We start from the raw sequence: 24270 nt of genomic DNA on the forward strand, positions 1-24270 counted from the left end.
TTTTTTAATTAATTACTGGTAGTGAATTATATACAACATTTTCAATCCATCCTTTTAGTGTATACTTGTTATATACTTTCTCAGGTATTTCTTCGTACTCTTTTTCGAAAAACGAAACGGGAATATCTGGATTGTTTTCGTCAATGACCAATATATTATTAGGATTATAAAAATCGTAATTAACGATGTCTGCATTTGTGGTAATTAATTTCTTTTGAAGTCCAATACTTTCAAATACACGAAATGTCAGTCCACTTTGATTTTTTCGATTGATATCGAGGAGTACTTGTGAACGATTTATATATTCTTCAATTTCAGGCAGAGAAATATGATTTGTAATAAATTCAATTTTTGCTTTTTTGGATTTGTTTTTCTTGTCGTAGACTAAAATTTTATGACTGATATTTTTTGATTTTAAGTTTTGGACAATTTTACATAAAATAGGAAGTCTTTTATCCTTTGAGATAACATTGAAAACCTGAAATTCAATCGGTTTTTTATCTGGAACAGAAGTGAAATTGTAAATCCAATTCGTTGCAAATTTTAAATTATATTTATCGCAGTCATTTTTTTCGAACGAAAAAACTTCATCAAAATTAGGAATTACTCTTATTATTTTAGGGCATTTATAGGTGTTGTCGTTAAAATATGCAATTGTTTTCTTTCCAAACCTTTTTAATTTTAAGACACTTTCAGGATCAATAAAATCTCCTTTGATAACAAGTATAACATCTTGCATCTCGTTAGTTTTTTCAAGACTTTCTATTATTTTTTTTCCAAAATGCATCGTTTTTAAATTCTTCTGGAAAAAAGTTTTTAAAAAGAAGTTATATATTCTATAGAATGCATTAGGATATTTAAAATCAAAATTATTAAAATCAATATGATTTACATTATGTCCTTCCTGTTTTAAAGTTGTTGCAATATGTTTATTAAACCCCCAATTATCAAAACTTATCAAGGTAATGCGCATTGTGTCCGTTTGTGTTAAAATATGATGTTAATTATTGAGTTATTTAACTACTTAAATAATTTATAAATTTCATTCATATACGTTATCTAATCTACTAGTAATTACGTTCTTTGAAAGAATTTATTGTGTTTTTTTGAAAATATTTTCTTAACTATGTTTAATAATCAGATGATTATAAAATTCATTTTTTATTAAGCACAATCTATCTTAATTAAGATCGCATACTTTGTTAATGGTTGCGTGTCTTAAAAATATTTTTTTCTACATTCAAATTTGTAGGCAAATATAGATTTTTTTATGTGTATATGATTTCTTTCATTTAATTTTAGATTTTTTTTTTATTTATCGACTTTCTTGTTATTAATAAGTTTATTTTTGTTTCTTTTAACATAGAAAAAAAACAAAATATCTATGTTTGCTTAGATTCTTGATTATTTAGATCTAATTATAAAGTACCACATGCCTAAAAATTTTGTAAAAATAGTTATTCCAGTATACAAGGAATTTTTTGGTGAGCTTGAAGAAAAATCTTTTCTTCAATGCTGTAAAATATTAAAAGACTACGAAATTGTAATTGCACATCCAGAAGGATTAGATCATTCGTATCTATCTGGAAAATTCGATAATGTTAGTTCAAAAAGTTTCCCTAAGCGTTACTTTGATGATATTGAAGGTTACAATGAGTTATTGTTGTCTTCTGTTTTTTACGAAAGTTTTTTAGACACAGAATATATTTTAATCTATCAGTTAGATGCTTTTGTTTTTAAAGATGCTTTAAAAAAATGGTGTGAGAAGGGATATGATTATATTGGAGCTCCTTGGTTAGCAACTTTTACCAACTCTACATGCAGGAATTTATATTATAAAATTACGAGATTATTTAGATCGAAAAAGAAAAGGGCGAGAGAAGCAATATTCTTTAAAGTTGGAAATGGAGGATTTTCATTACGAAAAGTAGAATCACATTATAAAATTTCAAAAGAGTATAAAGAATATATCTTTGATTTTTTAAATGAAAAAGACAAAAAAATTTATGCTATTGAAGATGTTTTTTGGTCTTTAAAAGCCCCAGAATTAGATTTAAATTTTAAAATTCCTAATTATACAGAAGCTGTATATTTTGCAATGGATAGAAAACCTAATCTTGCAATGAAATTAACTCATAATGAATTACCATTTGGCTGTCACGCTATTAATAAGCCCAAAGTAATTGATTTTTGGAAACCAATAATTGAAAAATATTAAATCAATTTTACATTAAATATGATTGCAAAATTTAAATTTTCTTCAGCTATAAAAAGCTCAAAAGATATACTACCTCTTATTCAAAACTTTAATACTGAAGGAGAGCTTTTTGGTAACGGAGATAGAAATAAAATAAAATTATTCGATTTAAACGGTAAAACAATCAATATTAAAGCATTCAAAATTCCAAATCTTGTAAATAAAATTGCTTATAAATATTTTAGAAAATCAAAAGCCAGACGATCTTTTGAATATGCTACAATTTTACTGGAAAAAGGAATAGGAACTCCCGAACCGATCGCATTTCTTGAAAATTTTAATGCACTTGGCTTAAAAGATAGTTATTATGCAAGTGAACATTTGGTAACCGAATTAACATATAGGGAGTTGGTAGAAATTCCTGGTTATCCCGATCATGACAATATATTGAGACAATTTACCAAATTTACTTTTGATTTGCACGAAAAAGGAGTGGAGTTTTTAGATCATTCGCCAGGAAATACTTTAATAAAAAAAGTAGATGACAAATACGATTTCTTTTTAGTTGATTTAAACCGAATGAATTTTCATGATTTTATGAGTTTTGAACAACGAATGAATAATTTCAGCCGTTTGACTCCGCAAAAAGGTATGATTGCGATCATGAGTAACGAGTATGCAAAGTTTTATACAGATAAGTCCGAAGCTGAAATTTTCGAAAAAATGTGGAAAGCTACAAGTGATTTTCAAGAAGAATTTGCCAGAAAGAAAAGACTGAAAAAGAAGCTTAAATTTTGGAAAGCTTAGCTTTTATTCGAATTTTTTTAAGTTCCCGAAACCGAACAGCGACACTTAAAGCATTTAAATAGCAAATTATAATGCCTTTTCGTCCATCTAAAATCCCGAATCTTAATAAATATTGATTTAAGAACTGATATGCAGGACGAATGTAGAAATGAAAAGCATTAGGCCTAGTGTTTCTTAGAAACTCTTCCTTCGCTTTTAATTGCCCATAAAAAATCATTTTTTGTTTGTAATCTTCAAAATTAGAATATGAATAATGGGTTAGTTTATTATTTAATTTGCCTATTTTTCCTTTTACAATTAATTTTTCATGAACAATTTTCTCATGATTATAAATAGCAGTTTCTTTTCTAAAAAGGCGAATAATTTTATCGGTTTGCCAGCCACTAAAACGTAATTTGCTATTTTGAAACATAAAGTTTCTTCGAACAAAATAGGCTGAAGCGCTATTTTTTTGATTGATTACAAAGGTGATTTCCTTTTGAAGTTCTGTAGTTAATCTTTCATCAGCATCAACGAAGAGAATCCATGAATTGGAAGCCAGACTCAAAGCAAAATTGCGTTGAGAAGCAAAGTTATCAAAAACACGTTGTGTCACTTTCACATTTTTAAATGTTGAAGCGATTTCAAAAGTTCCATCAGTACTAAAAGAATCAACCACAATGATTTCATCGGCGAAAGCCAAATGATTAAGAACAGTTTTGATGTTTTGTTCTTCATTATAGGTAATAACTAAAGCAGTTAAAAGTTGTGTACTGGACAAAATCATTTTATGGATGCGCTTAGATTTTGACTCAGAAATAATTCTATTTTGTCCTTAAAAAGGTCAGGTTGGAACTCCTGATACAATGATAAAGCTTCTTTTTTGAGCGTTTTCTCCGCCTTGTGATCAAATAATTCAGGATGATAATCTTTTAAATGTACAGAAAGATGATGAATTCCATCTTCAAAAGTAGCCCAGATTTTCTTTTCTATCCAAGGAGAAAAAATAATGAAAGAAGGTTTTTCAAGTGCTTTTGCCATATTGATTGCGCCTCCATCATTTCCAATAATCAAATCACATTGATTTACCAGACCAATAAAGGAACGTAAATCCCCTCCTAACAAATCAAAATAAACTTTTTCCTGAGTTGAAGATTTACAACCATTAAAAACGGTTTTAGCCTCTTCAATTTGTTTGGGAAAATAATTAAATAGAATATTTACATCAGCATTATCCGCAATATAATCAACCACTTTAGACATAAATTCTAAAGGATACGTTTTTAATGTTTCGCTTCCTAAAAGGCTGATCATAACAGTTTTTCGATCTTTTCGGACATTATGTTTTTCAAAAAGAGTAATAGCTTCCTGATTTTCTTTTTCAGAAACAAATAATTTGGGTATTGGATCTATTACTGTTTTTAAATTCAATGGTTCTAATAACGAAAGTCTTCTCTCGATTGCAAGCCCTAAATTGGTTTTAGGAAAAGATTCAAAAGGAACAGTATCAGTATATAAAAAGGTTCTTCCTGGTTTTTTATAGGAGATTTTTCTTTTGGCGTTACTTAATAAAACCAAAATCCAGCTTTCTAATTTTGAATAGGCGTCAATTACCAAATCGTATTTTTCATTTCGAATTTGAAACCCCAGATTTAATAATTCCTTTTTGCTTTTTCGATGTTTTTCTTCAAATAAAATAATGTTATCAATACTTGAATTACCTTCTAAAACTGGTGTTGTCGAGGCATAAACCAAATAATCGATTTGAGCATCAGGATAGGCAGTACGCAAATTATTGCATATGATACTACTGATTAAAACATCGCCAATCATTTTTTGCTGAATTACAAGTATCTTCATATAGAAAACGGAATCTTATTTGTTGGTTACAAATTGAAGCAAAAAAAATCCAAATTCCAATTTAATGATTGGAATTTGGATTTTTTAATTTGGATTTTTTAAAATCTAAACAGCAACGTCGTATTCACGAAGCGCATTGTTTAATGACGTTTTTAAATCTGTGGATGGTTTACGAGTACCAATAATTAAGGCACATGGAACCTGAAATTCACCAGCAGCGAATTTTTTAGTATAACTTCCAGGAATTACAACTGAACGAGCAGGAACAAAACCTTTCATTTCAACAGGCTCGTCACCAGTAACATCGATAATTTTTGTTGAAGCAGTCAAACAAACGTTAGCACCAAGAACAGCTTCTTTACCAACGTGAACACCTTCTACAACAATACAACGAGAACCGATAAAAGCACCATCTTCAATAATAACCGGAGCAGCTTGTAATGGCTCTAAAACACCACCGATTCCAACTCCACCACTTAAGTGAACATTTTTACCAATTTGAGCACAACTACCAACCGTTGCCCAAGTGTCTACCATAGTTCCTTCGTCAACATATGCACCAATATTTACATAACTTGGCATCAAAATAACTCCGCTTGAAATGTAAGCTCCATAACGTGCAACAGCGTTTGGTACCACACGAATTCCTTTTTCAGCATAACCTCTTTTTAGCAACATTTTGTCGTGATATTCGAAAATACCTGACTCCCATGTTTCCATTTTTTGAATTGGGAAATACATTACAACCGCTTTCTTAACCCATTCGTTTACTTGCCATTTGTCTCCAACTGGTTCAGCACAACGTAATTTTCCTGCATCAACCAATTCGATAACTTCTCTAATGGCATCAGTTGTAGTAGTTTCTTGTAATAAAGCTCTGTTTTCCCAAGCTTGTTCAATTATAGTCTGTAAAGAATTCATAAGTTTTAATTTTTGGCAAAGATAACGTATTTGTGGAAAAGCAGAAAAGTAAAACCTTTTGAAAATGTTATATATGTAACTTTTTGTTGTGAATTTGATAAATATTTTTAGCCATTAAAGATTTAATGTTAGAAAAAATACCCCCTAAAAGTTTTTTTACTATCAGAATATGACAAAAGTCAGATTTTGAGTTTTTTCTTCGCTTTAATTTCGCTTTATAATTCCAAAAGCATTCCGGAATTAAAAATACCATTCCAAAACTAAACTATATAAGCAGTAAAACATGAATCAGGAAAATCAGCTTCAGAATCGAAATACAGTAATTGACAAAGAAGTTACTTGGGACAAAACGCAAGTAATTATGAGTAAAACAAATGCTTTTGGTATAATTGAATATGCCAATGAAGTATTTGTTGATGTTTCAGGTTACGAAGATTACGAATTAATGGGGCAACCACATAATATTATTCGTCACCCCGATATGCCAAAAGTTATTTTTAAAGTGCTTTGGGAAAATTTGAAGCAAGGAAAAAACTTTCATGCTATTGTGAAGAATTTAGCTAAATCAGGAAGATATTATTGGGTTATAACCGATTTTGAAATTGCAAAAGATGAAAATGGTGTGATTGTTAATTATTTTGGAAGAAGACAATCTGTTCCTCAGGAAGTGATTTCATTACATATAGAACCATTGTATAAAAAGCTTTTACAGATTGAAGCAGCAAGTGGGGTTGAGTTTAGCGAAAAATATTTGATCGGATTTCTGGAAGAAAAAAAGAGGTCTTATGTTGAATACATTAAGGAGTTGATATATGAACATGAAAAAGCTCAATCTAAGTTTGCGCAATATGAAGGGCAAGAGGAGCAGGAAGAGGAGGAAAGAGGCTTTTTCAAACGTTTATTTAATAGATAATATTTATTTTTTTAGGTTTTAAATATTTAGAGTAAAAATCCGTTTTGAATTCTCGAAACGGATTTTTTATTGCTTAGAATTGGAAAATTAAAATAGTTATCTTTGTCAAAAAATATAAAATGCCAAGAATTCTTTCTATAGACTACGGACAAAAGCGTACCGGAATTGCGGTTACTGATGAGATGCAAATTATTGCTTCAGGTTTAACTACGATCCCGACAAACACTTTAATTGATTTTTTGAAAGATTATTTTGCAAAAGAAAAAGTAGAAACGGTCTTAATTGGTGAACCAAAACAAATGAATGGACAGCCTTCAGAAAGTGCTTCTATCGTTAAAGGTTTTGTGACTCATTTCTCTAATATTTTTCCAGATATGAAAGTTATTCGTGTAGATGAACGTTTTACTTCAAAAATGGCATTTCAAACGATGATCGATAGTGGTTTGAGTAAAAAACAGCGCCAAAATAAAGGATTAATTGATGAAATTTCCGCTACAATTATGCTTCAGGATTATCTTTCAGCAAAAAGGGTTTAATTTTTTTTAACCTACAATGGTATAGCCTTTTATTTTTTAGAAAAACATAACTTTTATCATAGAAAATTAGTTTTTTTTTGCAATTATAAAAAGTACCTTTGCATTTTAAATAAAATACTGTTATGCCTGACGAAACAATACGTTCAAATAGTGAAGTAGTACTCATTGGAGCTGGAATTATGAGTGCCACTCTTGGAGTAATTTTGAAAGAATTACAACCTGATATCAAAATTGAAATTTACGAAAGACTTGATGTCGCTGCAGCCGAAAGCTCAGATGCCTGGAATAACGCCGGCACAGGACACTCTGCTTTTTGTGAATTAAATTACACTCCCGAGAAGGCAGACGGAAGTATTGACCCTAAAAAAGCGATAAGTATTGCAGAATCATTCGAGGTTTCTCGTCAGTTTTGGTCATACTTAGTACAACAAAACAAAGTACCGTCTCCAGATAATTTTATTAAAAGTGTTCCTCATATGAGTTTTGTATGGGGAGATAAAAACGTAAAATACCTTAAAAAACGTTTTGAAGCTTTACAAAGCAATCCAATTTTTTCTCAAATGGAATTTAGTACCGATTTTGAGCAACTAAAAAAATGGATGCCGCTTGTAATGGAAGGCAGAGAATCCAGTGATAAATTAGCTGCAACTCATATGGAAATTGGTACCGATGTAAATTTCGGGGCTTTAACCAGAAGCATGTTTAATTATTTAGAAAAGCTTGATGGTGTTACTTTGCATTTTAATCACGAAGTAACAAAGTTAAAACAGCGTGAAGATAAAACCTGGAGAATTAAAATCACTGATTTGTCTACAGGGCAAAAAAGAAAGGCATATACAAAGTTCGTATTCATTGGTGCTGGTGGAGGTTCATTGCCTTTACTAGAAAAAGCAAATGTACCTGAAGGAAATGGTTACGGCGGTTTCCCGGTTAGTGGTCAATGGTTAAAATGTACAAACCCTGAAGTTATTGCTAAACATCAGGCAAAAGTTTACGGGAAAGCTAGTGTTGGTGCACCTCCAATGTCTGTTCCTCATATTGATACTCGTGTAATTGATGGTGAAAAAGCATTACTTTTTGGGCCATTCGCGGGGTTTTCAACTCGTTTCCTGAAAAATGGTTCTTATTTAGATTTACCATTATCGATAAAAGCTAATAATTTAATTCCGATGTTATCAGCGGGATTCCATAATATTCCATTAACGAAATATTTAATTGAGCAAGTTCGTCAAAAACCAAAAGACCGAATGGCTGCTTTACGCGAATATTTACCATCTGCACGCTCTAAAGATTGGAAATTAGAAAAAGCAGGACAACGTGTTCAGGTAATTAAGAAAGATGAAAAAGAAGGTGGGGTTTTAGAATTTGGAACTGAAGTAATTAATACACATGATGGAACTTTAGCGGTTTTACTAGGAGCTTCTCCCGGAGCATCAACTGCTGTTTCAATTATGGTCGACTTAATCAGCAGATGTTTTACAAGTCAGATTAAAACACCGGAATGGGAAGCAAAAATGAAAAATATGATTCCTTCTTATGGTCAGACTTTAAACGATAAACCAGAGCTATTAGCAGAACTTAGAAAACATACTTCTGAAGTTTTGAAATTGAAAAATAATTAAGCTCCCATTTAATATAAAAAGCAACAAATCCAGATGAATTAATCTGGATTTGTTGCTTTTAGTTCTTTTGTAATTTTCAAGATCTTTTCCGCGAGATTACTCATCCAAATCAGTTGCTCGATGACCATTTGAGCTTCCTGCATTTTCGCCTGGCGTGTTTCTTTATCCAAATCTTCATCTGTGGCCAGACGTGTAAAGTTTTTACGCTTTAACTCTTCAAATTGCAGTGTAACATCTTCTCTATCAAAAAAAGTATCTTTTATAATTGTCTCATTCTTTAAAATAGAAATGGATTGATCCAAATTCGATAAAATAGTTTTTATAATATAATTGAATGAGTCAGATGCTGATGTTGTTTGATGCGATTGAATATAAGTTGACAAAGAGGCCAAGGCAGAAAGTATAGAATGATTTAAGACGACCAATTTATTGACTAATGGTAATGTTTTTTGTTTCGATTTGGGTTCCTGCATCATTCGCTGAAAAGAGGTCATCAAGTTGCCAATTTCAACAAACGCATTTTTTCTTGCAAGTCTATAGGAAGTTGGAACTTCTCCTTTTTTATTGTAAAAATCTGCAATTTCTTTTAAATAATTCCTGTTGGCCCGAACTGCGTTTTCGATATGTATTGGTGTATTAATAAATTCCCAGGCTGGCCACAAAAACTGATTGGCTAAAAAGGCCAAGATAACTCCTGCAAGTGAATCTAAAATTCTAAACTGAATTACCTCTACAACATTTGGTGTCAAAATTCCGTAAATAAAAACCACATACATCGTTACAAATGTTGCACTGATTTTGTAATTGATTTGTGTAAACGAGATTCCAAGAAGCATACAAACAATAGAGAAAATACTTAGTGCCACATGATTTTGAACAACTGATACAATTCCAAAAGCAAACAATCCTCCTAAGATAGTTCCAAATATTCTATTATAAGAACGTTCTTTTGTAAGTCCGTAGCCAGGTCGCATGATGACGACAATGGTTAGTAAAATCCAGTAGACATTTTGAAACGGAAGAATTTTTCCGATCAGAAAACCAATTAAAATAGTAATGGTCAAACGTATAGAATGTCTGAAAATGGAAGAAGAAAAACTTAAATTTTCAATCAAGGTACGTAACGGATAATATTGTGGTGTAAGGAATTTTTCCAGCTCTTTATCTTTGTCTTTCAATTTGAAAGATTGCATTGCCAATGAAAAAGCACGTTGGATAATTTTGATTTTTCCAACTTGATTTTTAGCATACTTCAACATATTGGTTAGCATCAAAACACCTTCTGAAGCTTCTTCTTTTCCTAATTTTTTTTCATAGTCAAAAATGGCAAATTCCAGTGCATCGAGTTCATTTTTCAAATCATTCTTATCTACGTAAACGGCAATATGATGAACATTTTTAGAAAGTTTTTTTAATGTTGAAGCTAATTTGTAAGCTACATTCTGATAGGTTCGAAGCACTTCAGGATGTTTGTCAAATTTTTCATGAAGTTTGCTGTGATCAAAAGATGTGTATAAAGCAAGTTCCTGAATCTCAACCAACGTAATAAAAACTAGTAGCATTTTTCGGTTTTGAGCTGTCGTTCCAGAAGTATTCTGGTTACCAATCAGCATTTTTCTTAGATCTTCATGAATCAAATTCAATTCAACCTGAACTGCTAATTGCTTTTCAATAATTGTTTGGCGATTCGCCTCAGGATTCCATAAATCACCTCTTAATTTTAGGTATTTTGCAGTTAGTTTTATGCCTTCTGCGATTTGTAATTCAACATATTTATAAGGTTGTATAAAATGAAATACAAGTGATACAATGAGATATAAAATCCCTCCAATAAAGATGAAACCTGAATATTCAAAAGCTTCCCAGCCGGTATGTAAGTGACCAAATGATAAGGAAATGGATAACAAAGCAGAAAATGATACCAATGTAGCGCGTTGCCCATAGACCGAAATCATAGAACACAAAAACAGTAAAAAACCTAAAAAGGGATAAAATATAAAAGGATAAGGATAAGCAAGATTGACTAATAAATTGACACCTGATACTATTAAGGAAGCCACAATTAATCCTTTTATTTTATGACTTAATGAACTCGGAATATCACTAGGGTAAGTATAGAAAGCACCAAGAGCAATTGTAAAACCAATTTCAAAATGTCCTAAAAAGTTTAAAATCACCACGGGAACTACAGAAGCGATGGTTACTTTTGAGGCGTTTAAAAAAGAGGTACTGTTCGTGAATTTCGAGATGCGATCAAACATATAGTGAGGTTTACTAACAAAGGTAAGAATTGTACGAATTAATTTGGCATAATTATAGCTGAGATTTTAACAGACAGGCAAAAAATACGATTTAATATGTTGTTTAGAATTATTCGTTGACTATTTTTTACTATTTTTGCCAGCTGAATTAGGAGAACTAAATTCAGGGTTTTTCAGTAGATAATACATAAATTAATACAAATGATTTTACCAATTGTAGGATATGGTGATCCTGTTTTAAGAAAAGTTGGTGAGGCGATTACGCCTGATTATCCAAACTTAAAAGAAACAATAGCAAACATGTATGAGACAATGTACAACGCTTATGGTGTTGGGCTTGCTGCACCACAGGTAGGTATGGCTATTCGTTTGTTCGTTATTGATACGACTCCTTTTAGCGATGATGACGATTTACCGTCTGAAGAACAAAAGGATTTAAAAGGTTTTAAAAAGACTTTTATCAATGCGAAAATTCTTAAAGAAGAAGGAGAAGAGTGGAGTTTTAACGAAGGATGCTTGAGTATTCCTGATGTTCGTGAAGATGTATACAGAAAGCCTACTGTGACAATTGAATATTGTGAAGAAGATTTCGTAATGAAAACAGAGATTTTTGATGGTTTAATAGCAAGGGTTATTCAACATGAGTATGATCATATTGAAGGTGTTTTGTTTACAGATAAAATATCATCATTGAAAAAACGTTTGATTCAGAAGAAATTGAAAAATATTACAGAAGGTAAAACTTTTCAAGAGTACCGAATGAAGTTTGCTGCTGCAAAAAAAGGAAGATAATTGTTCTTAAGAAAATTAGAACATAATAAAATATAAAAAGAAATTCTTAATACTAATTTTAATAAACATGAATTTAGATAAAATTTTAGCCATTTCTGGTAAACCAGGTTTATATGTATTGAAAGTACAAACTCGTACAGGTTTTGTGGCAGAATCATTAACAGACGGAAAAAAAATTACAGTAAACTTAAAAAGTAATGTAAGTTTATTATCAGAGATTTCAATTTATACATATGAAGGCGAAAAACCTTTAACAGAAGTAATGCAAAACATTGCTGTTAAAGAAAACAAAGGTCAGGCAATTTCTCATAAAGAAGACAATGCAAAATTGATCGCTTACTTTAAAGAAATTTTACCTGAATATGATGAAGAAAGAGTTTATCCTTCAGATATTAAAAAAGTATTAAACTGGTACAATACACTCCAGGCTAAAGGTTTAGTTACTGATTTAGCTCCAGCTCCAGCTGAAACTGCTGATGAAGCTCCGGTAACGGAAGAAAAACCGAAAAAAGCTCCGGCTGCTAAAAAAGCAAAAGCTAAAAAAGAAGAATAGTAGTTATCTATTTTCAAATATATTGATCCTGTTAAGATGTTTTCTTGACAGGATTTTTTACTTTTACATTATTCGGTCTCAACCAAAAAAACTTCAAAAATGAGCAAAGAACTTCAATTAAAAGCTTTCGAAAGATTATTAATTATTATGGATGAACTTCGTGAGCAGTGTCCTTGGGATAAAAAACAAACTTTGCAAACGCTTAGGCATCTGACAATTGAAGAAACGTATGAATTAGGAGATGCTATTTTGGATAATGATTTAAGCGAAGTGAAGAAAGAATTGGGAGATTTGTTGTTACACATTGTTTTTTATGCTAAAATAGGCTCTGAAACTAATGATTTTGATATTGCCGATGTCTGTAATGAAATCTGTGATAAATTAATTCACCGCCATCCTCATATTTACAGCGATACAGTTGTTAAAGATGAAGAAGAAGTAAAACAAAACTGGGAGAAATTAAAACTGAAGGAAGGTAAAAAATCGGTTTTAGAAGGAGTTCCAAGAAGTTTGCCTGCACTGGTTAAAGCAAGCCGAATTCAGGATAAGGTAAAAGGTGTTGGTTTTGACTGGGAAGAACCGCATCAGGTTTGGGATAAAGTCCAGGAAGAACTGGAAGAGTTACAGGAAGAAGTAAAATCTGGTGATCAGGATAAAATTGAAGCCGAATTTGGTGATGTTTTATTCTCAATGATCAATTATGCCAGATTTCTAAATGTAAACCCTGAAGACGCTTTAGAACGTACTAATAAAAAGTTTATTAAACGTTTTCAGTACTTGGAAAGTAAGGCAGGCGAATTAGGAAAACCATTAATGGAAATGACTTTAGCAGAAATGGATGTATTTTGGAATGAAGCTAAAAAACTATAATTGATCGGCTATTTTTTTTAATGCTTTTACGTCTTTAAGTATAATTTTTTTACCTACTAATTCAACGAGATTTAGCTTATTAAAGTCTGATAGTAAACGTATACAGCTTTCTGTTGCTGTTCCTATCATTCCGGCTAGTTCTTCTCTGGTAAGTTGTACTTTTAGTGTTTTGTCCGGGTTTTCTCCAAACGCCTCATGCAAGTGCAATAATGTTTCGGCTAAACGTTGTTTTACAGTTTTTTGTACTAAGGCAATTTTATCGTTTTCAGATTCTTTTAAATCTTCACAAACAGATTGCATAAGTTTCATCGAAAACTGATTGTTAGTATTAAAGAAACCAATTATTTCAGATTTTGGAATAAAACAAACTTCCATATCGGCTACAGCTTTTGCGGTCAGGTTTGCAGGTTCATTACTGATCATGGAGCGTTGTCCTAAAAGTTCTCCTTCTTTAACTAGTTTTACGATTTGGTCTTTTCCATTTGCACTTAGTTTTGAAAGTTTTCCAATACCGTCTTTTACACAAAAAACACCGTTTGTCACTTCACCTTCTTCAAAAATAGCATCACCTTTTTTTATTTTATAAGTGGTTTTGCTATTAGCTAGTTTTATTACTTCTTCTTTATTTAAGGCTTGTAAAGAAGTTAGTTGGCGTACAATACACTGGTCACATTTATTCATGACAAAAATTTTATGCAAAATTAGCCAATATTCGTGTCTTAAGACATAAAAATTACATAAAAAAGATAAGAAATAATGTACGTGCGTTATTTGCCTTTTTTTATTTCTTAAATTAGAATCATAATTTCTTAAAACGTGATAAATGTCATATTTATAGTCTTTTGCAATTTATAAACTTTGCATAAGTTAAAAAAAACAAATTATGAGTGAGCAAGGTTGTTTTCATTGCGGGTTAACCATTGCCAAAAATGAAGAAATCAATTTTGATGCAAAAAAGTTTTGCTGTAATGGATGTAAAACGGTTTACGAAATTTTCAGTCTTCACGATTTAACTTGTTACTATGATTTTGAAAAATCTCCGGGCGCCACTCCTCAGGACATTCAGGGTAAATATGATTTTTTAGAGAATGAAGCCATTCTTTCAAAAGTTTTAGAATTTCAGGAAGGAAGTACTTCTATTGTTTCTTTGAATATCCCTCACATACACTGTAGCTCTTGTATTTGGATTCTTGAAAACTTAAACAGAATCCAAAAAGGTATCAGTATTTCGCAAGTTAACTTCCCTGAAAAAAGAGTTCGAATTACTTTTAATTCTGATGTAGTTTCTCTTAAATCTATAGCTTATCTGTTGAGTTCCATTGGATATGAACCTTATATAAGTTTAGAAAACTACGAAGCAGGGAAAAATAATGTAGACAGAAGTTTAACGTATAAATTGGGAGTTGCCTTTTTTTGTTTCGGAAATATAATGTTGTTATCATTCCCTGAATATTTCGAAATTAAAGAATTCTGGCTGGACAATTATAAACCCTTTTTTAGAATCTTAATCTTTCTGTTAGCATTACCAAGTTTTTTATATTCTGCCAGCGGTTATTATGTTTCTGCTTACAAAAGTATAAAATCGCGAATGTTGAATATAGACATTCCAATCGCGCTGGGAATCATCGTCATGTTTGTTCGAAGTACTTTTGATATAGTCATGAATTATGGATCAGGTTTTTTTGATAGTTTAACAGGCTTAGTTTTCTTTATGCTTTTGGGGAAAATGTTTCAAATTAAAACCTACAGTTTCCTAAGTTTCGAGAGAGATTTTAAATCGTATTTTCCTATTGCAGTTACTAAAATTAATACGAACACATCAGAAGAGAGTGTAGCAATTTATGATGTTATCAAGGGGGATAGGTTATTGATTAGAAATCAGGAATTGATTCCGGTAGACGGTATATTAATTAGTGAAAAGGCAGAGATTGATTATAGTTTTGTCACCGGAGAAGCAGTTCCGATAACTAAAAAATCGGGAGACAAGGTATTTGCCGGTGGAAAACAGATAGGAAAAGTGATCGAAATGGAAGTATTGCATTCTGTTTCACAAAGTTACTTGACACAGTTGTGGAGTAATGAAATTTTTCAAAAAAATGTTGAGCAAAAACATAAAACGATTACCGACAAAATTAGTCGCTATTTTACTCCAATACTATTATTAATTGCTTTTGCAGGATTTAGCTATTGGATTTTTATTGATGCTACTACTGCTTTTAATGTTTTTACAGCGGTGTTAATTGTGGCTTGTCCGTGTGCTTTAGCATTGACAGCTCCGTTTACTTTCGGAAACATTTTGAGAATTATGGGCAGGCAAAAAATGTATCTTAAAAATGCTTTGGTTATTGAACAATTGGCAAAAGTTGATACTATAGTTTTTGATAAAACAGGAACAATAACAACAAATAAAAAATCGAATATTGTTTACGAAGGAAATCTTATATCTGATGAAAATTATATACTTATAAAAAATGTACTACGCGCTTCCAATCATCCATTGAGCCGAATGTTATATGATTTTTTACCGGATTCAAAGCGACTTAAAGTTGACAATTTTGAGGAAATAACAGGAAAAGGAATTTTAGCATCAATTAAAAATAAAGCAATTCAAATTGGTTCGGCGGCATTTGTTGGTATTTCAGATTTAGAGAGTGGCGAACCGGAAAAAACAGCACTCCATATCAAAATTGATAATGAATATTATGGTCAGTTTAATTTTCAAAATCAGTATAGAGATGGCCTTGCAACGTTATTTTTAATGCTTAGTAAAAAGTATCAATTGAAAGTACTTTCAGGTGATAACGATGGAGAAAGAAGTAATCTAGAAGCAATATTGCCAAAAGGTACTGAACTTATTTTTAGTCAAAAGCCAGAACAGAAACTGGAATTTATTAAAAACTTACAGGAAAAAGGCCAGAATGTTATGATGGTTGGCGATGGTTTAAATGATGCTGGAGCTTTGGCGCAAAGTAATGTTGGAATATCTATTTCTGAAAATGTAAACGTTTTTTCCCCTGCATGTGATGCAATATTAGATGCAAGTGAATTCTCGAGACTAGATTATTTTTTAAAATTATCTCAAAAATCTATTCTGATAATCAAAATGAGTTTTGTTTTGTCGCTTTTATATAATGTAATTGGACTTTCTTTTGCAGTGACAGGAAATTTACTTCCTTTAGTAGCGGCTATTATTATGCCACTAAGCACAATTACTATCGTAAGTTTTGTGACTTTAATGTCTAACTATTTAAGTAGCAATAATTTAAAATCATTATAAATAATTTGTAGATAAATTTTTATTAAATTTAACTTAAGTCTTTGACTATGATAATTATCATATTTTAAATGCCTGCAACCTACTAATTTTGTTAACATAAATTTAAGGTATGAGTGTAATTTATCTATTAATTTCAGTTAGTATTTTCGTAGCAATCGGCTTCTTCATTGCCTTTATTATCGCTGTCAAATCTGGACAATACGATGATGATTATACGCCCTCAGTCAGAATGCTTTTTGACGATGAAACCAAAATTACTCCTCAGAATAATAATTCACCAACCGAAGAAAAACAAGTATAATTATGGAAATGGAACAGTTTTATTACGACAACAAAATTGTAAAAAAATTCATTTATGCCACTATCCTTTTTGGAGTAGTCGGTATGTTAGTGGGACTGACCCTGGCGGTTATGTACCTTTTTCCCAACATGACTGATGGGATTTCATGGCTAAGTTACGGACGATTAAGACCGTTACATACAAATGCTGTTATTTTTGCCTTTGTAGGTAATGCTTTTTTTGCGGGTCTGTATTACTCTCTTCAGCGATTGTTGAAGGCCAGAATGTTTAGTGACTTTTTGAGTAATTTACATTTTTGGGGCTGGCAGCTCATTATAGTAGCTGCAGCAATAACATTACCATTAGGATATACTTCTTCAAAAGAATATGCTGAATTAGAATGGCCAATCGATATTGCCATTGCCTTAATCTGGGTCGTAATGGGTATCAATATGATTGGTACAATGTTGAGAAGAAGAGAAAGACATTTGTATGTTGCAATTTGGTTTTACTTAGCTACTTTCGTTACAGTTGCAGTTCTTCATATTTTTAATAATATAGAATTACCGGTCTCAGCTTTAAAAAGCTATTCTGTTTATGCTGGTGTTCAGGATGCTTTGGTACAATGGTGGTACGGTCATAATGCAGTTGCATTTTTCTTAACCACTCCCTTTTTAGGATTGATGTATTATTTTATTCCTAAGGTAGCAAATCGTCCAATCTATTCTTACAGACTATCTATTATTCACTTCTGGTCTTTAATATTTATTTATATCTGGGCTGGTCCTCACCACTTATTATATTCCGCTTTGCCAAACTGGGCTCAGAATTTAGGTGTTGTATTCTCAATAATGCTTATTGCTCCATCTTGGGGAGGTATGATTAACGGACTTTTAACGTTGAGAGGTGCCTGGGATAAAGTTCGTGAAGAACCAGTTTTGAAATTTTTTGTTGTCGCGATTACCGGTTATGGGATGGCAACTTTTGAAGGTCCAATGCTTTCTTTTAAAAATGTAAACGCGATTGCACATTATACAGATTGGATTATTGCACACGTACACGTTGGAGCATTAGCATGGAACGGATTTATGTCTTTTGGTATTATTTACTGGTTGATTCCAAGAATGACAAAAAGTACTTTATTTTCAACGAAATTAGCCAACTTCCACTTTTGGATTGGAACTTTAGGAATTATTTTATATGCGTTACCAATGTACGTGGCAGGTTTTCAACAAGCTTCAATGTGGAAACAATTTAATCCGGACGGAACCTTAACGTATGGGAACTTCCTTGAAACTGTTACAGCGATCATGCCTTTGTATTGGATGAGAGCAATAGGAGGGACTTTATATCTGGTTGGAATGCTGACATTGGTTTACAATATTATAATGACAGTCAATGCAGGTCAAACTATTGAAGACGAATTAGCTCAGGCTCCAGCTTTACAAAGAATAAGTAGTAATAGACTTAATGGCGAAAAATTCCATACCTGGTTAGAAAGAAAACCAATTCAGTTAACTATTCTGGCTACAATTGCTATTTTAATTGGTGGCGTTATTCAAATTGTGCCGACGATTATGGTTAAATCTAACATTCCAACCATTTCAAGTGTAAAACCCTATTCTCCTTTAGAACTTGAAGGACGTGATTTATACATTAGAGAAGGTTGTGTAGGTTGTCATTCTCAATCTGTTCGTCCGTTTAGAAGTGAAGTGGAACGTTATGGACCGCAATCTAAAGCTGGGGAGTTTGTATATGATCATCCATTTTTATGGGGATCAAAACGTACGGGGCCTGATTTACTAAGAGTTGGTGGCAAATACAATGATAACTGGCATTTTAATCACTTTTGGAATCCACAAAGTACTTCTGCAGGTTCGATTATGCCAGGTTATAAATGGTTATTCGATAATAAGGCGATGGATGTTTCATTGACACAAAAGAAAATGCAGGCGATGGTTTCACTTGGTGTTCCTTATACAGCAGATGAAGTTGCAAATGCTCAAAAAACATTGAGAACGCAGGCTTTATTAATTGAGAAGAGTTTAGAAAACGATCCTGATTTTGTAAAAAGTTACCAAGACAGTAAAAATAAGGCAACTGCAAAAGGGGAGAAGTTTGTTCCAATGAATGAAAGAGAAATCGTTGCCCTTATTGCTTATATACAAAGACTTGGAACTGATATTAAAGTAAAAGAAACAGCTAAAAAATAAAGCCATGTTTGAACAGATAAAACACAATATGGAGAATATATCGGGTATAGAAATTTACCCGATTCTGTCTCTCTTAATTTTCTTTTTCTTTTTTGTGGGATTGGGCTTTTGGGTATTCTCCTATCAAAAGGATAAAATTAAAGAAATGAGTGAAATTCCTTTAAATGAAGGACTTGGTGTAACTTCAAAAGATAAATAAGATGAAAAAGTTTTTCCCTGCATATGTAAGAATACCACTGTTTTTTTTCATTGGTTTTGCGTTGATGGAATATTGTATAGATTCTGGTGATAAGCCAGCTTTTATAAAATATCCGATGGTTTCTGTTTTTTTGTTTGTTTTTCTATTTATTTTGGTCGCGATCGAAATTACATTGAATGCAGTTAATCGTGTCATGTATCAATTGCTGACACCTGAAGAAAAAGCAAAACTGGATTATGAAGATAGTTTGAGTTTACAAGAAAGTACTTGGTTTAAAGATTTAATGCATAAACTTACTAAAACAGAACCAATTGAAAAAGAAGGAGATTTGTTACTGCATCATGATTATGATGGAATTAAAGAATTAGATAACAATCTGCCACCATGGTGGGTGTATTTATTTTACATCACTATAATTTTTGGAGTTGTTTATCTTGCCCGCTACGAAATTTTTGGAGCAGATAATCAGGAAATGGAGCTTAAGAAAGAAATGGCACAAGCAAAAATTGATGTTGAAGAGTATCTAAAAACGGCTCCGGATTTAATGGATGAAAAAACGGTTGTTTTGCTTACCGATAAAGAAAGTCTGGAAGCGGGTAAAGAAATTTTCACAACGAATTGCGCTGCTTGTCACAGAGCAGATGGTGGAGGGCAAATTGGTCCAAACTTAACAGATGCTCATTGGATTTTAGGTGGAGGAATTAAAGAAATTTTTCACACTATAACAAATGGTGGACGTGATGGTAAAGGAATGGTTTCCTGGAAAACTAACGGTATGAAACCAAAAGAAATTCAAAAAGTGGCTAGTTATATTTTGTCTTTGCAGGGAAGCAACCCTAAAGATCCAAAAGCTCCGGAAGGAGAAATTTGGGTAGATGAAAGTGCTCCTAAAAAAGATACTACAATTAAAACAACAGATAGTACAGAAGTTAAAAAATAAGAATCATGTCAAATTTACCAGACGAAGCTTTTAGAGATACCATTGGAACTATTGATGAAGGTGGTAATCGAAAATTTATTTTTCCTAAAAAACCGTCTGGTAAGTTCTATGATTATCGAAAAATTGTCAGTTATGTTTTATTGGCAATTTTAGTCGCAAATCCGTTTATAAAAGTAAATGGTAACCAGTTTATGATGTTCAATGTTTTAGAACGTCGTTTTAATATTTTTGGGTTTCCTTTTTGGCCCCAGGACTTTTATCTTTTTGTAATATCGATGCTTGTCGGTGTTGTTTTTGTGATTTTGTTTACTGTTGTCTTCGGTCGAATATTTTGTGGTTGGATTTGTCCCCAGACTATTTTTTTGGAAATGGTTTTTCGCAGAATTGAATATTGGATAGATGGCGACCGTGGTGCACAATCACGTTTAGCGCGCCAGGAATGGAATGCTGAGAAAATCCGAAAAAGGCTTATTAAATGGACGATCTTTTTTCTAATTTCTTTTGGTATAGCTAATGTCTTTTTAGCTTATTTAGTTGGTAGTGACGCATTATTTTTAATGATTGAAGAAGGACCAGTTAAACAATCCAGCAATTTTATAGCACTTCTGATTTTTACTAGTGTTTTTTATTTTGTTTTTGTCTGGTTCAGAGAACAGGTTTGTATAATAGCTTGTCCCTATGGTAGGTTACAAGGCGTACTTTTAGATAATAAATCTATTAATGTTGCTTATGATTTTGTCCGTGGAGAAAAGGAAGAAGGACGTGCCAAGTATAATAAAAAAGAAGATAGAGCCATAACAGGAAAGGGAGATTGTATTGATTGCCATCAATGTGTTCATGTCTGTCCAATGGGAATTGACATTAGAAACGGAACGCAGTTAGAATGCACCAATTGTACCGCTTGCATTGATGAATGCGATACCATAATGGAAACCGTAGGCTTACCAAAAGGTCTTATTCGTTATGCTTCTGAAGATGAAATAGCCAAGAAAGAACCTTTCAAATTTACAGCCAGAATGAAAGGTTATACAGCTGTTTTATTAATATTATTAAGTGTCTTTGTTGGAATGTTATTTTTACGAACCAATGTTGAAGCTATTATTCTTCGTTTACCAGGTCAGCTATTTCAGCATAAAGGAGATAAAATAAGCAATGTTTATACCTATAAAATTGTAAACAAAACAATGAAGGATTATAATGATATTCATTTTGAATTGATTGATCAAAAAGGTGAAATCAAAAATGTTGGAAAAGAACATTTCAAAATACAAAAAGAAGGTATTTCTCAAGGAACTTTGTTTATAGAAATTAGTGAAGTGCTTTTAGAAAGTGATAAAACCAAAGTTAAAATTGGCGTTTACAATGGCAAGGAATTGCTTGAAACTACTACAACAAATTTTTTAGGTCCACGAAGTTTTAATTAAAAATAATACCACCATGAAAATAAATTGGGGAACAGGAATTGTCATTGCTTTTGCATTATTTATGACCTTTATATTATACTTTGTTTTTGAGGTACAATCTAATAGTAAATATGACAATGATTTAGTTGTTGAAGAATATTATAAACACGACTCGCATTTTCAGGAGGAAATGGCACGTATTCAAAATGCGCACGATTTGCAACAGAAACCGTCAATTATATTTAGTAAAGAAGGTGTAAGAGTTGCTTTTCCTGCAAATTTTGAAAGTGATAAAATAAAAGGAAATATTTTGTTGTATCGTCCTTCAAATAAAAAATTTGACTTTAATACTCAAATAACGCTGACTAATTCTGCATTACTAATTCCGAAAGATAAATTGGTTAAAGGCCGTTGGGATGTTAATATGGAGTGGCAATATAACGGAACAAAGTATTTAACTAAAGAGGTTATTTACGTAAATTAAGTACACATGTTATATTCTGCATTTATATTAGGTTTAATCAGTAGTTTGCATTGTATCGGAATGTGCGGTCCAATTGCTATGATGTTGCCTGTAGATCATCAGAATGAAGCTAAAAAAGTTGCTCAAATTGTGACTTATCATTTAGGTCGATTAACTGCTTACGCAACAATCGGATTGATTTTTGGGTTATTAGGAAGAGGTTTTTTTCTGGCTGGACTGCAACAGAACATGTCCATTTTTATTGGTGTGGCGATGATATTAGTCGTTTTGATTCCGGAGAAAGTTTTTTCGAGATATAATTTTTCAAAACCTGTTTATAAAATCATTTCAAAAATTAAATCAAGTTTAGGAAATCAATTTAAAAACAGAAGTTATAAATCTCTTTTTACAATTGGATTGTTAAATGGATTTTTGCCATGCGGAATGGTTTACGTTGCTTTATTTGGAGCAATTGCTATGCAGAGTTCTGGTTTAGGTGTTTTGTATATGTTATTGTTCGGATTTGGAACTATGCCATTAATGACCATTGTAGTTTACATTCATTCTTTAATAAAACTCCCCTTTCGAAATAAAATCCAAAAAGCGATTCCTTTTGTTGCCGTCATTATTGGCGTTTTGTTTATTCTTAGAGGCTTAGGTTTAGGAATTCCTTACGTTTCTCCTTCTAACATGAGTTTGTTTGTTCAGGGAACTCCTAATTGCCATTAAACGGTCATTGAAAAGAGATTTGTTTCCGGTGATTTTCTTTTCAGATGTAAATCAAAAGCCATACATATATTTCGGACAAATGGTTTTCCTGCTTCTGTAATTGTAATTTTGTTTTCGTCAATTACAATCAAGTTATCTTTTTCCAGCTCTCTTAAGTCAGAAATTGCATTTCCAAGATCATCAAAATAAAGACTTTCTTTTGTCCATGAAGTTTCAAATTCGCAAGTTAAGTTTAGAATGTGTTTTCGGATAATCAAGTCTTCCTCATTTAGAATATGCCCCTTCACAATAGGCAATTTATTCCATTCTAATAGTTGGTAATAATCTTCTAAATTTTTGGTGTTTTGTGCAAAACTATACCAGCTATCACTAATAGAAGAAACTCCTAAACCAATCATTAATTGTGTTTTTGAAGCACTATACCCCATGAAATTTCTGTGTAAACCTTTGTTTTCAGATGCTTTGTATAAACTATCAGATTCTAAGGCAAAATGATCCATTCCAATCTCGTAATAACCATTTTTAGAAAGTAATTGCTTTCCGATTTCGTATAGTTTACGTTTTTCAGCGTCTTTCGGAAGATTCTCTTCATTGAATCCTCGTTGTCCATTTCCTTTAATCCAGGGCACGTGTGCATAGCTGTAAAAGGCTAGTCGGTCTGGTTTTAAAGAATTTGTTTTTTCGACAGTATCGACAACATCTTCAATAGTTTGAAAAGGCAGACCAAATATTATATCATGACCGATAGAGGTATAGCCAATTTCTTTAGCCCAAAAAGTTACTTTTGCTACATTATGAAAAGGTTGAATTCTATGAATTGCTTTCTGCACTTTTTCGGCATAATCCTGAACGCCAAAACTTACTCGGCGAAAGCCTAAATCATATAATTTTTGGAGTTGCTCGTAAGTAGTATTATTAGGATGGCCTTCAAAACTAAATTCATATTTAGTAGCTTTATTGGCAAAAGTAAAAATGCCATTGATAAGATGTTCTAAATTGTTTTTTGAAAAAAATGTTGGAGTCCCGCCACCTAAATGTATTTCTTTTATGAAAGGTTTTTCAGGTAGTAATTTGCAGTATAAGCTCCATTCTTTTAAGAGTGCTTTTATATAATCCTCTTCGACAGAATGATTTTTGGTTATCCTTTTATTGCAGCCGCAAAAAGTACACATGCTTTCGCAAAAAGGTAAATGAATATATAAACTGATTCCGTTTTGAGAATTGCTTTCTGAAAAGGCTTTTTGAAATGATGCTGTCCATTTTTGTTCTGAAAATTCAGCTTCATTCCAATAGGGAACTGTTGGATAGCTGGTGTATCTTGGGCCTGGAACATTGTACTTCTGAATCAGTGAAATTTTCATAAAAAAGCATTTTGGATTCATCAAAATTACTTCTTCGTATTAGGATATAAAATGATAAATGTCATAAAAAAAAGAGACTCAAAATTGAGCCTCT

The 24270-nt window shown here is 32.0% G+C and carries 23 protein-coding genes; 16 read left to right on the forward strand and 7 right to left on the reverse strand.

Annotated elements, in window-relative coordinates; genetic code table 11:
* Positions 1-4: 4 nt before the first annotated feature.
* Positions 5-973, reverse strand: a complete 969-nt coding sequence (locus tag IRZ99_RS01245) for a hypothetical protein (protein WP_194655543.1) — start codon at positions 971-973, stop codon at positions 5-7.
* A 459-nt stretch (positions 974-1432) separates the two neighbouring features.
* On the opposite strand from IRZ99_RS01245, the gene IRZ99_RS01250 reads away from it, so the two are divergent.
* Positions 1433-2218 (forward strand): DUF5672 family protein, encoded by a 786-nt coding sequence (locus tag IRZ99_RS01250; protein ID WP_194655544.1) that lies wholly within the window; start codon positions 1433-1435, stop codon positions 2216-2218.
* Between the two features lie 18 nt (positions 2219-2236).
* On the forward strand, positions 2237-3004 hold the full coding sequence (locus IRZ99_RS01255; protein ID WP_194655545.1) for a Kdo domain containing protein: 768 nt from the start codon (positions 2237-2239) through the stop codon (positions 3002-3004).
* Here IRZ99_RS01255 and IRZ99_RS01260 read toward each other — a convergent pair.
* From IRZ99_RS01260 to IRZ99_RS01270, 3 genes are all read right to left on the reverse strand, one after another.
* Positions 2985-3770, reverse strand: a complete 786-nt coding sequence (locus IRZ99_RS01260; RefSeq protein ID WP_194655546.1) for a glycosyltransferase family 2 protein — start codon at positions 3768-3770, stop codon at positions 2985-2987. The genes IRZ99_RS01255 and IRZ99_RS01260 overlap by 20 nt on opposite strands.
* Positions 3767-4843, reverse strand: a complete 1077-nt coding sequence (locus IRZ99_RS01265; RefSeq protein ID WP_194655547.1) for a glycosyltransferase family 9 protein — start codon at positions 4841-4843, stop codon at positions 3767-3769. Before IRZ99_RS01265 ends, IRZ99_RS01260 begins: the two co-directional genes overlap by 4 nt.
* 105 nt (positions 4844-4948) lie before the next feature.
* The gene (locus IRZ99_RS01270) at positions 4949-5764 is read right to left on the reverse strand and encodes a 2,3,4,5-tetrahydropyridine-2,6-dicarboxylate N-succinyltransferase (protein ID WP_026982140.1); all 816 of its coding nucleotides are present in this window, start codon (positions 5762-5764) and stop codon (positions 4949-4951) included.
* 283 nt (positions 5765-6047) lie between these two features.
* Here IRZ99_RS01270 and IRZ99_RS01275 point away from each other — a divergent pair, with 283 nt between their 5' ends.
* The 3 genes from IRZ99_RS01275 (at position 6048) to IRZ99_RS01285 (ending at position 8835) form a co-directional block, all read left to right on the forward strand.
* Entirely contained in the window at positions 6048-6677 is a 630-nt protein-coding gene (locus tag IRZ99_RS01275; RefSeq protein WP_194655548.1) for a PAS domain-containing protein, read from the forward strand.
* A gap of 119 nt (positions 6678-6796) precedes the next feature.
* Positions 6797-7213, forward strand: a complete 417-nt coding sequence (gene ruvX / locus IRZ99_RS01280) for a Holliday junction resolvase RuvX (protein WP_194655549.1) — start codon at positions 6797-6799, stop codon at positions 7211-7213.
* A 122-nt stretch (positions 7214-7335) separates the two neighbouring features.
* Positions 7336-8835: a malate:quinone oxidoreductase gene (locus tag IRZ99_RS01285; RefSeq protein ID WP_194655550.1), complete on the forward strand. Its 1500-nt coding sequence runs from the start codon at positions 7336-7338 to the stop codon at positions 8833-8835.
* Positions 8836-8873: 38 nt separating this feature from the next.
* Here IRZ99_RS01285 and IRZ99_RS01290 read toward each other — a convergent pair whose 3' ends face one another.
* Entirely contained in the window at positions 8874-11096 is a 2223-nt protein-coding gene (locus IRZ99_RS01290) for an FUSC family membrane protein (RefSeq protein ID WP_194655551.1), read from the reverse strand.
* A gap of 201 nt (positions 11097-11297) precedes the next feature.
* Between IRZ99_RS01290 and def the strand changes: the two genes are divergently transcribed.
* The 3 genes from def to mazG all read left to right on the forward strand — a co-directional run bounded on the left by def (position 11298) and on the right by mazG (position 13311).
* Complete coding sequence (def, locus tag IRZ99_RS01295) at positions 11298-11888, forward strand: peptide deformylase (RefSeq protein ID WP_194655552.1); 591 nt, start codon at positions 11298-11300, stop codon at positions 11886-11888.
* Positions 11889-11955: 67 nt separating this feature from the next.
* Complete coding sequence (locus IRZ99_RS01300; RefSeq protein ID WP_194655553.1) at positions 11956-12441, forward strand: DUF5606 domain-containing protein; 486 nt, start codon at positions 11956-11958, stop codon at positions 12439-12441.
* A gap of 99 nt (positions 12442-12540) precedes the next feature.
* Positions 12541-13311 (forward strand): nucleoside triphosphate pyrophosphohydrolase, encoded by a 771-nt coding sequence (gene mazG / locus IRZ99_RS01305; RefSeq protein ID WP_194655554.1) that lies wholly within the window; start codon positions 12541-12543, stop codon positions 13309-13311.
* Here the strand turns inward: mazG and IRZ99_RS01310 are convergent.
* Complete coding sequence (locus IRZ99_RS01310; RefSeq protein WP_194655555.1) at positions 13306-13992, reverse strand: Crp/Fnr family transcriptional regulator; 687 nt, start codon at positions 13990-13992, stop codon at positions 13306-13308. The genes mazG and IRZ99_RS01310 overlap by 6 nt on opposite strands.
* Before the next feature lie 202 nt (positions 13993-14194).
* Between IRZ99_RS01310 and IRZ99_RS01315 the strand changes: the two genes are divergently transcribed.
* The 8 genes from IRZ99_RS01315 to IRZ99_RS01350 all read left to right on the forward strand — a co-directional run bounded on the left by IRZ99_RS01315 (position 14195) and on the right by IRZ99_RS01350 (position 22815).
* Positions 14195-16588, forward strand: coding sequence for a heavy metal translocating P-type ATPase metal-binding domain-containing protein (locus IRZ99_RS01315; protein ID WP_194655556.1), 2394 nt, complete (start codon positions 14195-14197; stop codon positions 16586-16588).
* Positions 16589-16697: 109 nt separating this feature from the next.
* Positions 16698-16889, forward strand: coding sequence for a cbb3-type cytochrome oxidase assembly protein CcoS (gene ccoS / locus IRZ99_RS01320; RefSeq protein ID WP_026982149.1), 192 nt, complete (start codon positions 16698-16700; stop codon positions 16887-16889).
* A 2-nt stretch (positions 16890-16891) separates the two neighbouring features.
* Positions 16892-19081 carry a cytochrome-c oxidase, cbb3-type subunit I gene (ccoN, locus tag IRZ99_RS01325; protein ID WP_194655557.1) on the forward strand — a complete coding sequence of 730 codons (2190 nt, stop codon included), beginning with the start codon at positions 16892-16894 and terminating at the stop codon, positions 19079-19081.
* Between the two features lie 4 nt (positions 19082-19085).
* Positions 19086-19280, forward strand: a complete 195-nt coding sequence (locus IRZ99_RS01330) for a cytochrome c oxidase subunit IV (RefSeq protein WP_026982151.1) — start codon at positions 19086-19088, stop codon at positions 19278-19280.
* Position 19281: 1 nt separating this feature from the next.
* Positions 19282-20220: a cbb3-type cytochrome c oxidase N-terminal domain-containing protein gene (locus IRZ99_RS01335; RefSeq protein ID WP_194655558.1), complete on the forward strand. Its 939-nt coding sequence runs from the start codon at positions 19282-19284 to the stop codon at positions 20218-20220.
* 5 nt (positions 20221-20225) lie between these two features.
* Positions 20226-21644 (forward strand): cytochrome c oxidase accessory protein CcoG, encoded by a 1419-nt coding sequence (gene ccoG, locus IRZ99_RS01340; protein WP_194655559.1) that lies wholly within the window; start codon positions 20226-20228, stop codon positions 21642-21644.
* Positions 21645-21657: 13 nt separating this feature from the next.
* Entirely contained in the window at positions 21658-22107 is a 450-nt protein-coding gene (locus IRZ99_RS01345; protein WP_194655560.1) for a FixH family protein, read from the forward strand.
* A gap of 6 nt (positions 22108-22113) precedes the next feature.
* A complete protein-coding gene (locus IRZ99_RS01350) occupies positions 22114-22815 on the forward strand; it encodes a sulfite exporter TauE/SafE family protein (protein ID WP_194655561.1) in 702 nt (233 codons plus the stop codon).
* On the opposite strand, the gene hemN is transcribed toward IRZ99_RS01350, so the two are convergent.
* Complete coding sequence (hemN, locus tag IRZ99_RS01355; protein WP_194655562.1) at positions 22812-24176, reverse strand: oxygen-independent coproporphyrinogen III oxidase; 1365 nt, start codon at positions 24174-24176, stop codon at positions 22812-22814. The two genes, IRZ99_RS01350 and hemN, sit on opposite strands and share 4 nt — an antisense overlap.
* Between the last annotated feature and the right edge of the window lie 94 nt (positions 24177-24270).

It is taken from the genome of Flavobacterium sp. LC2016-12, assembly GCF_015351595.1.
GTDB lineage: Bacteria > Bacteroidota > Bacteroidia > Flavobacteriales > Flavobacteriaceae > Flavobacterium.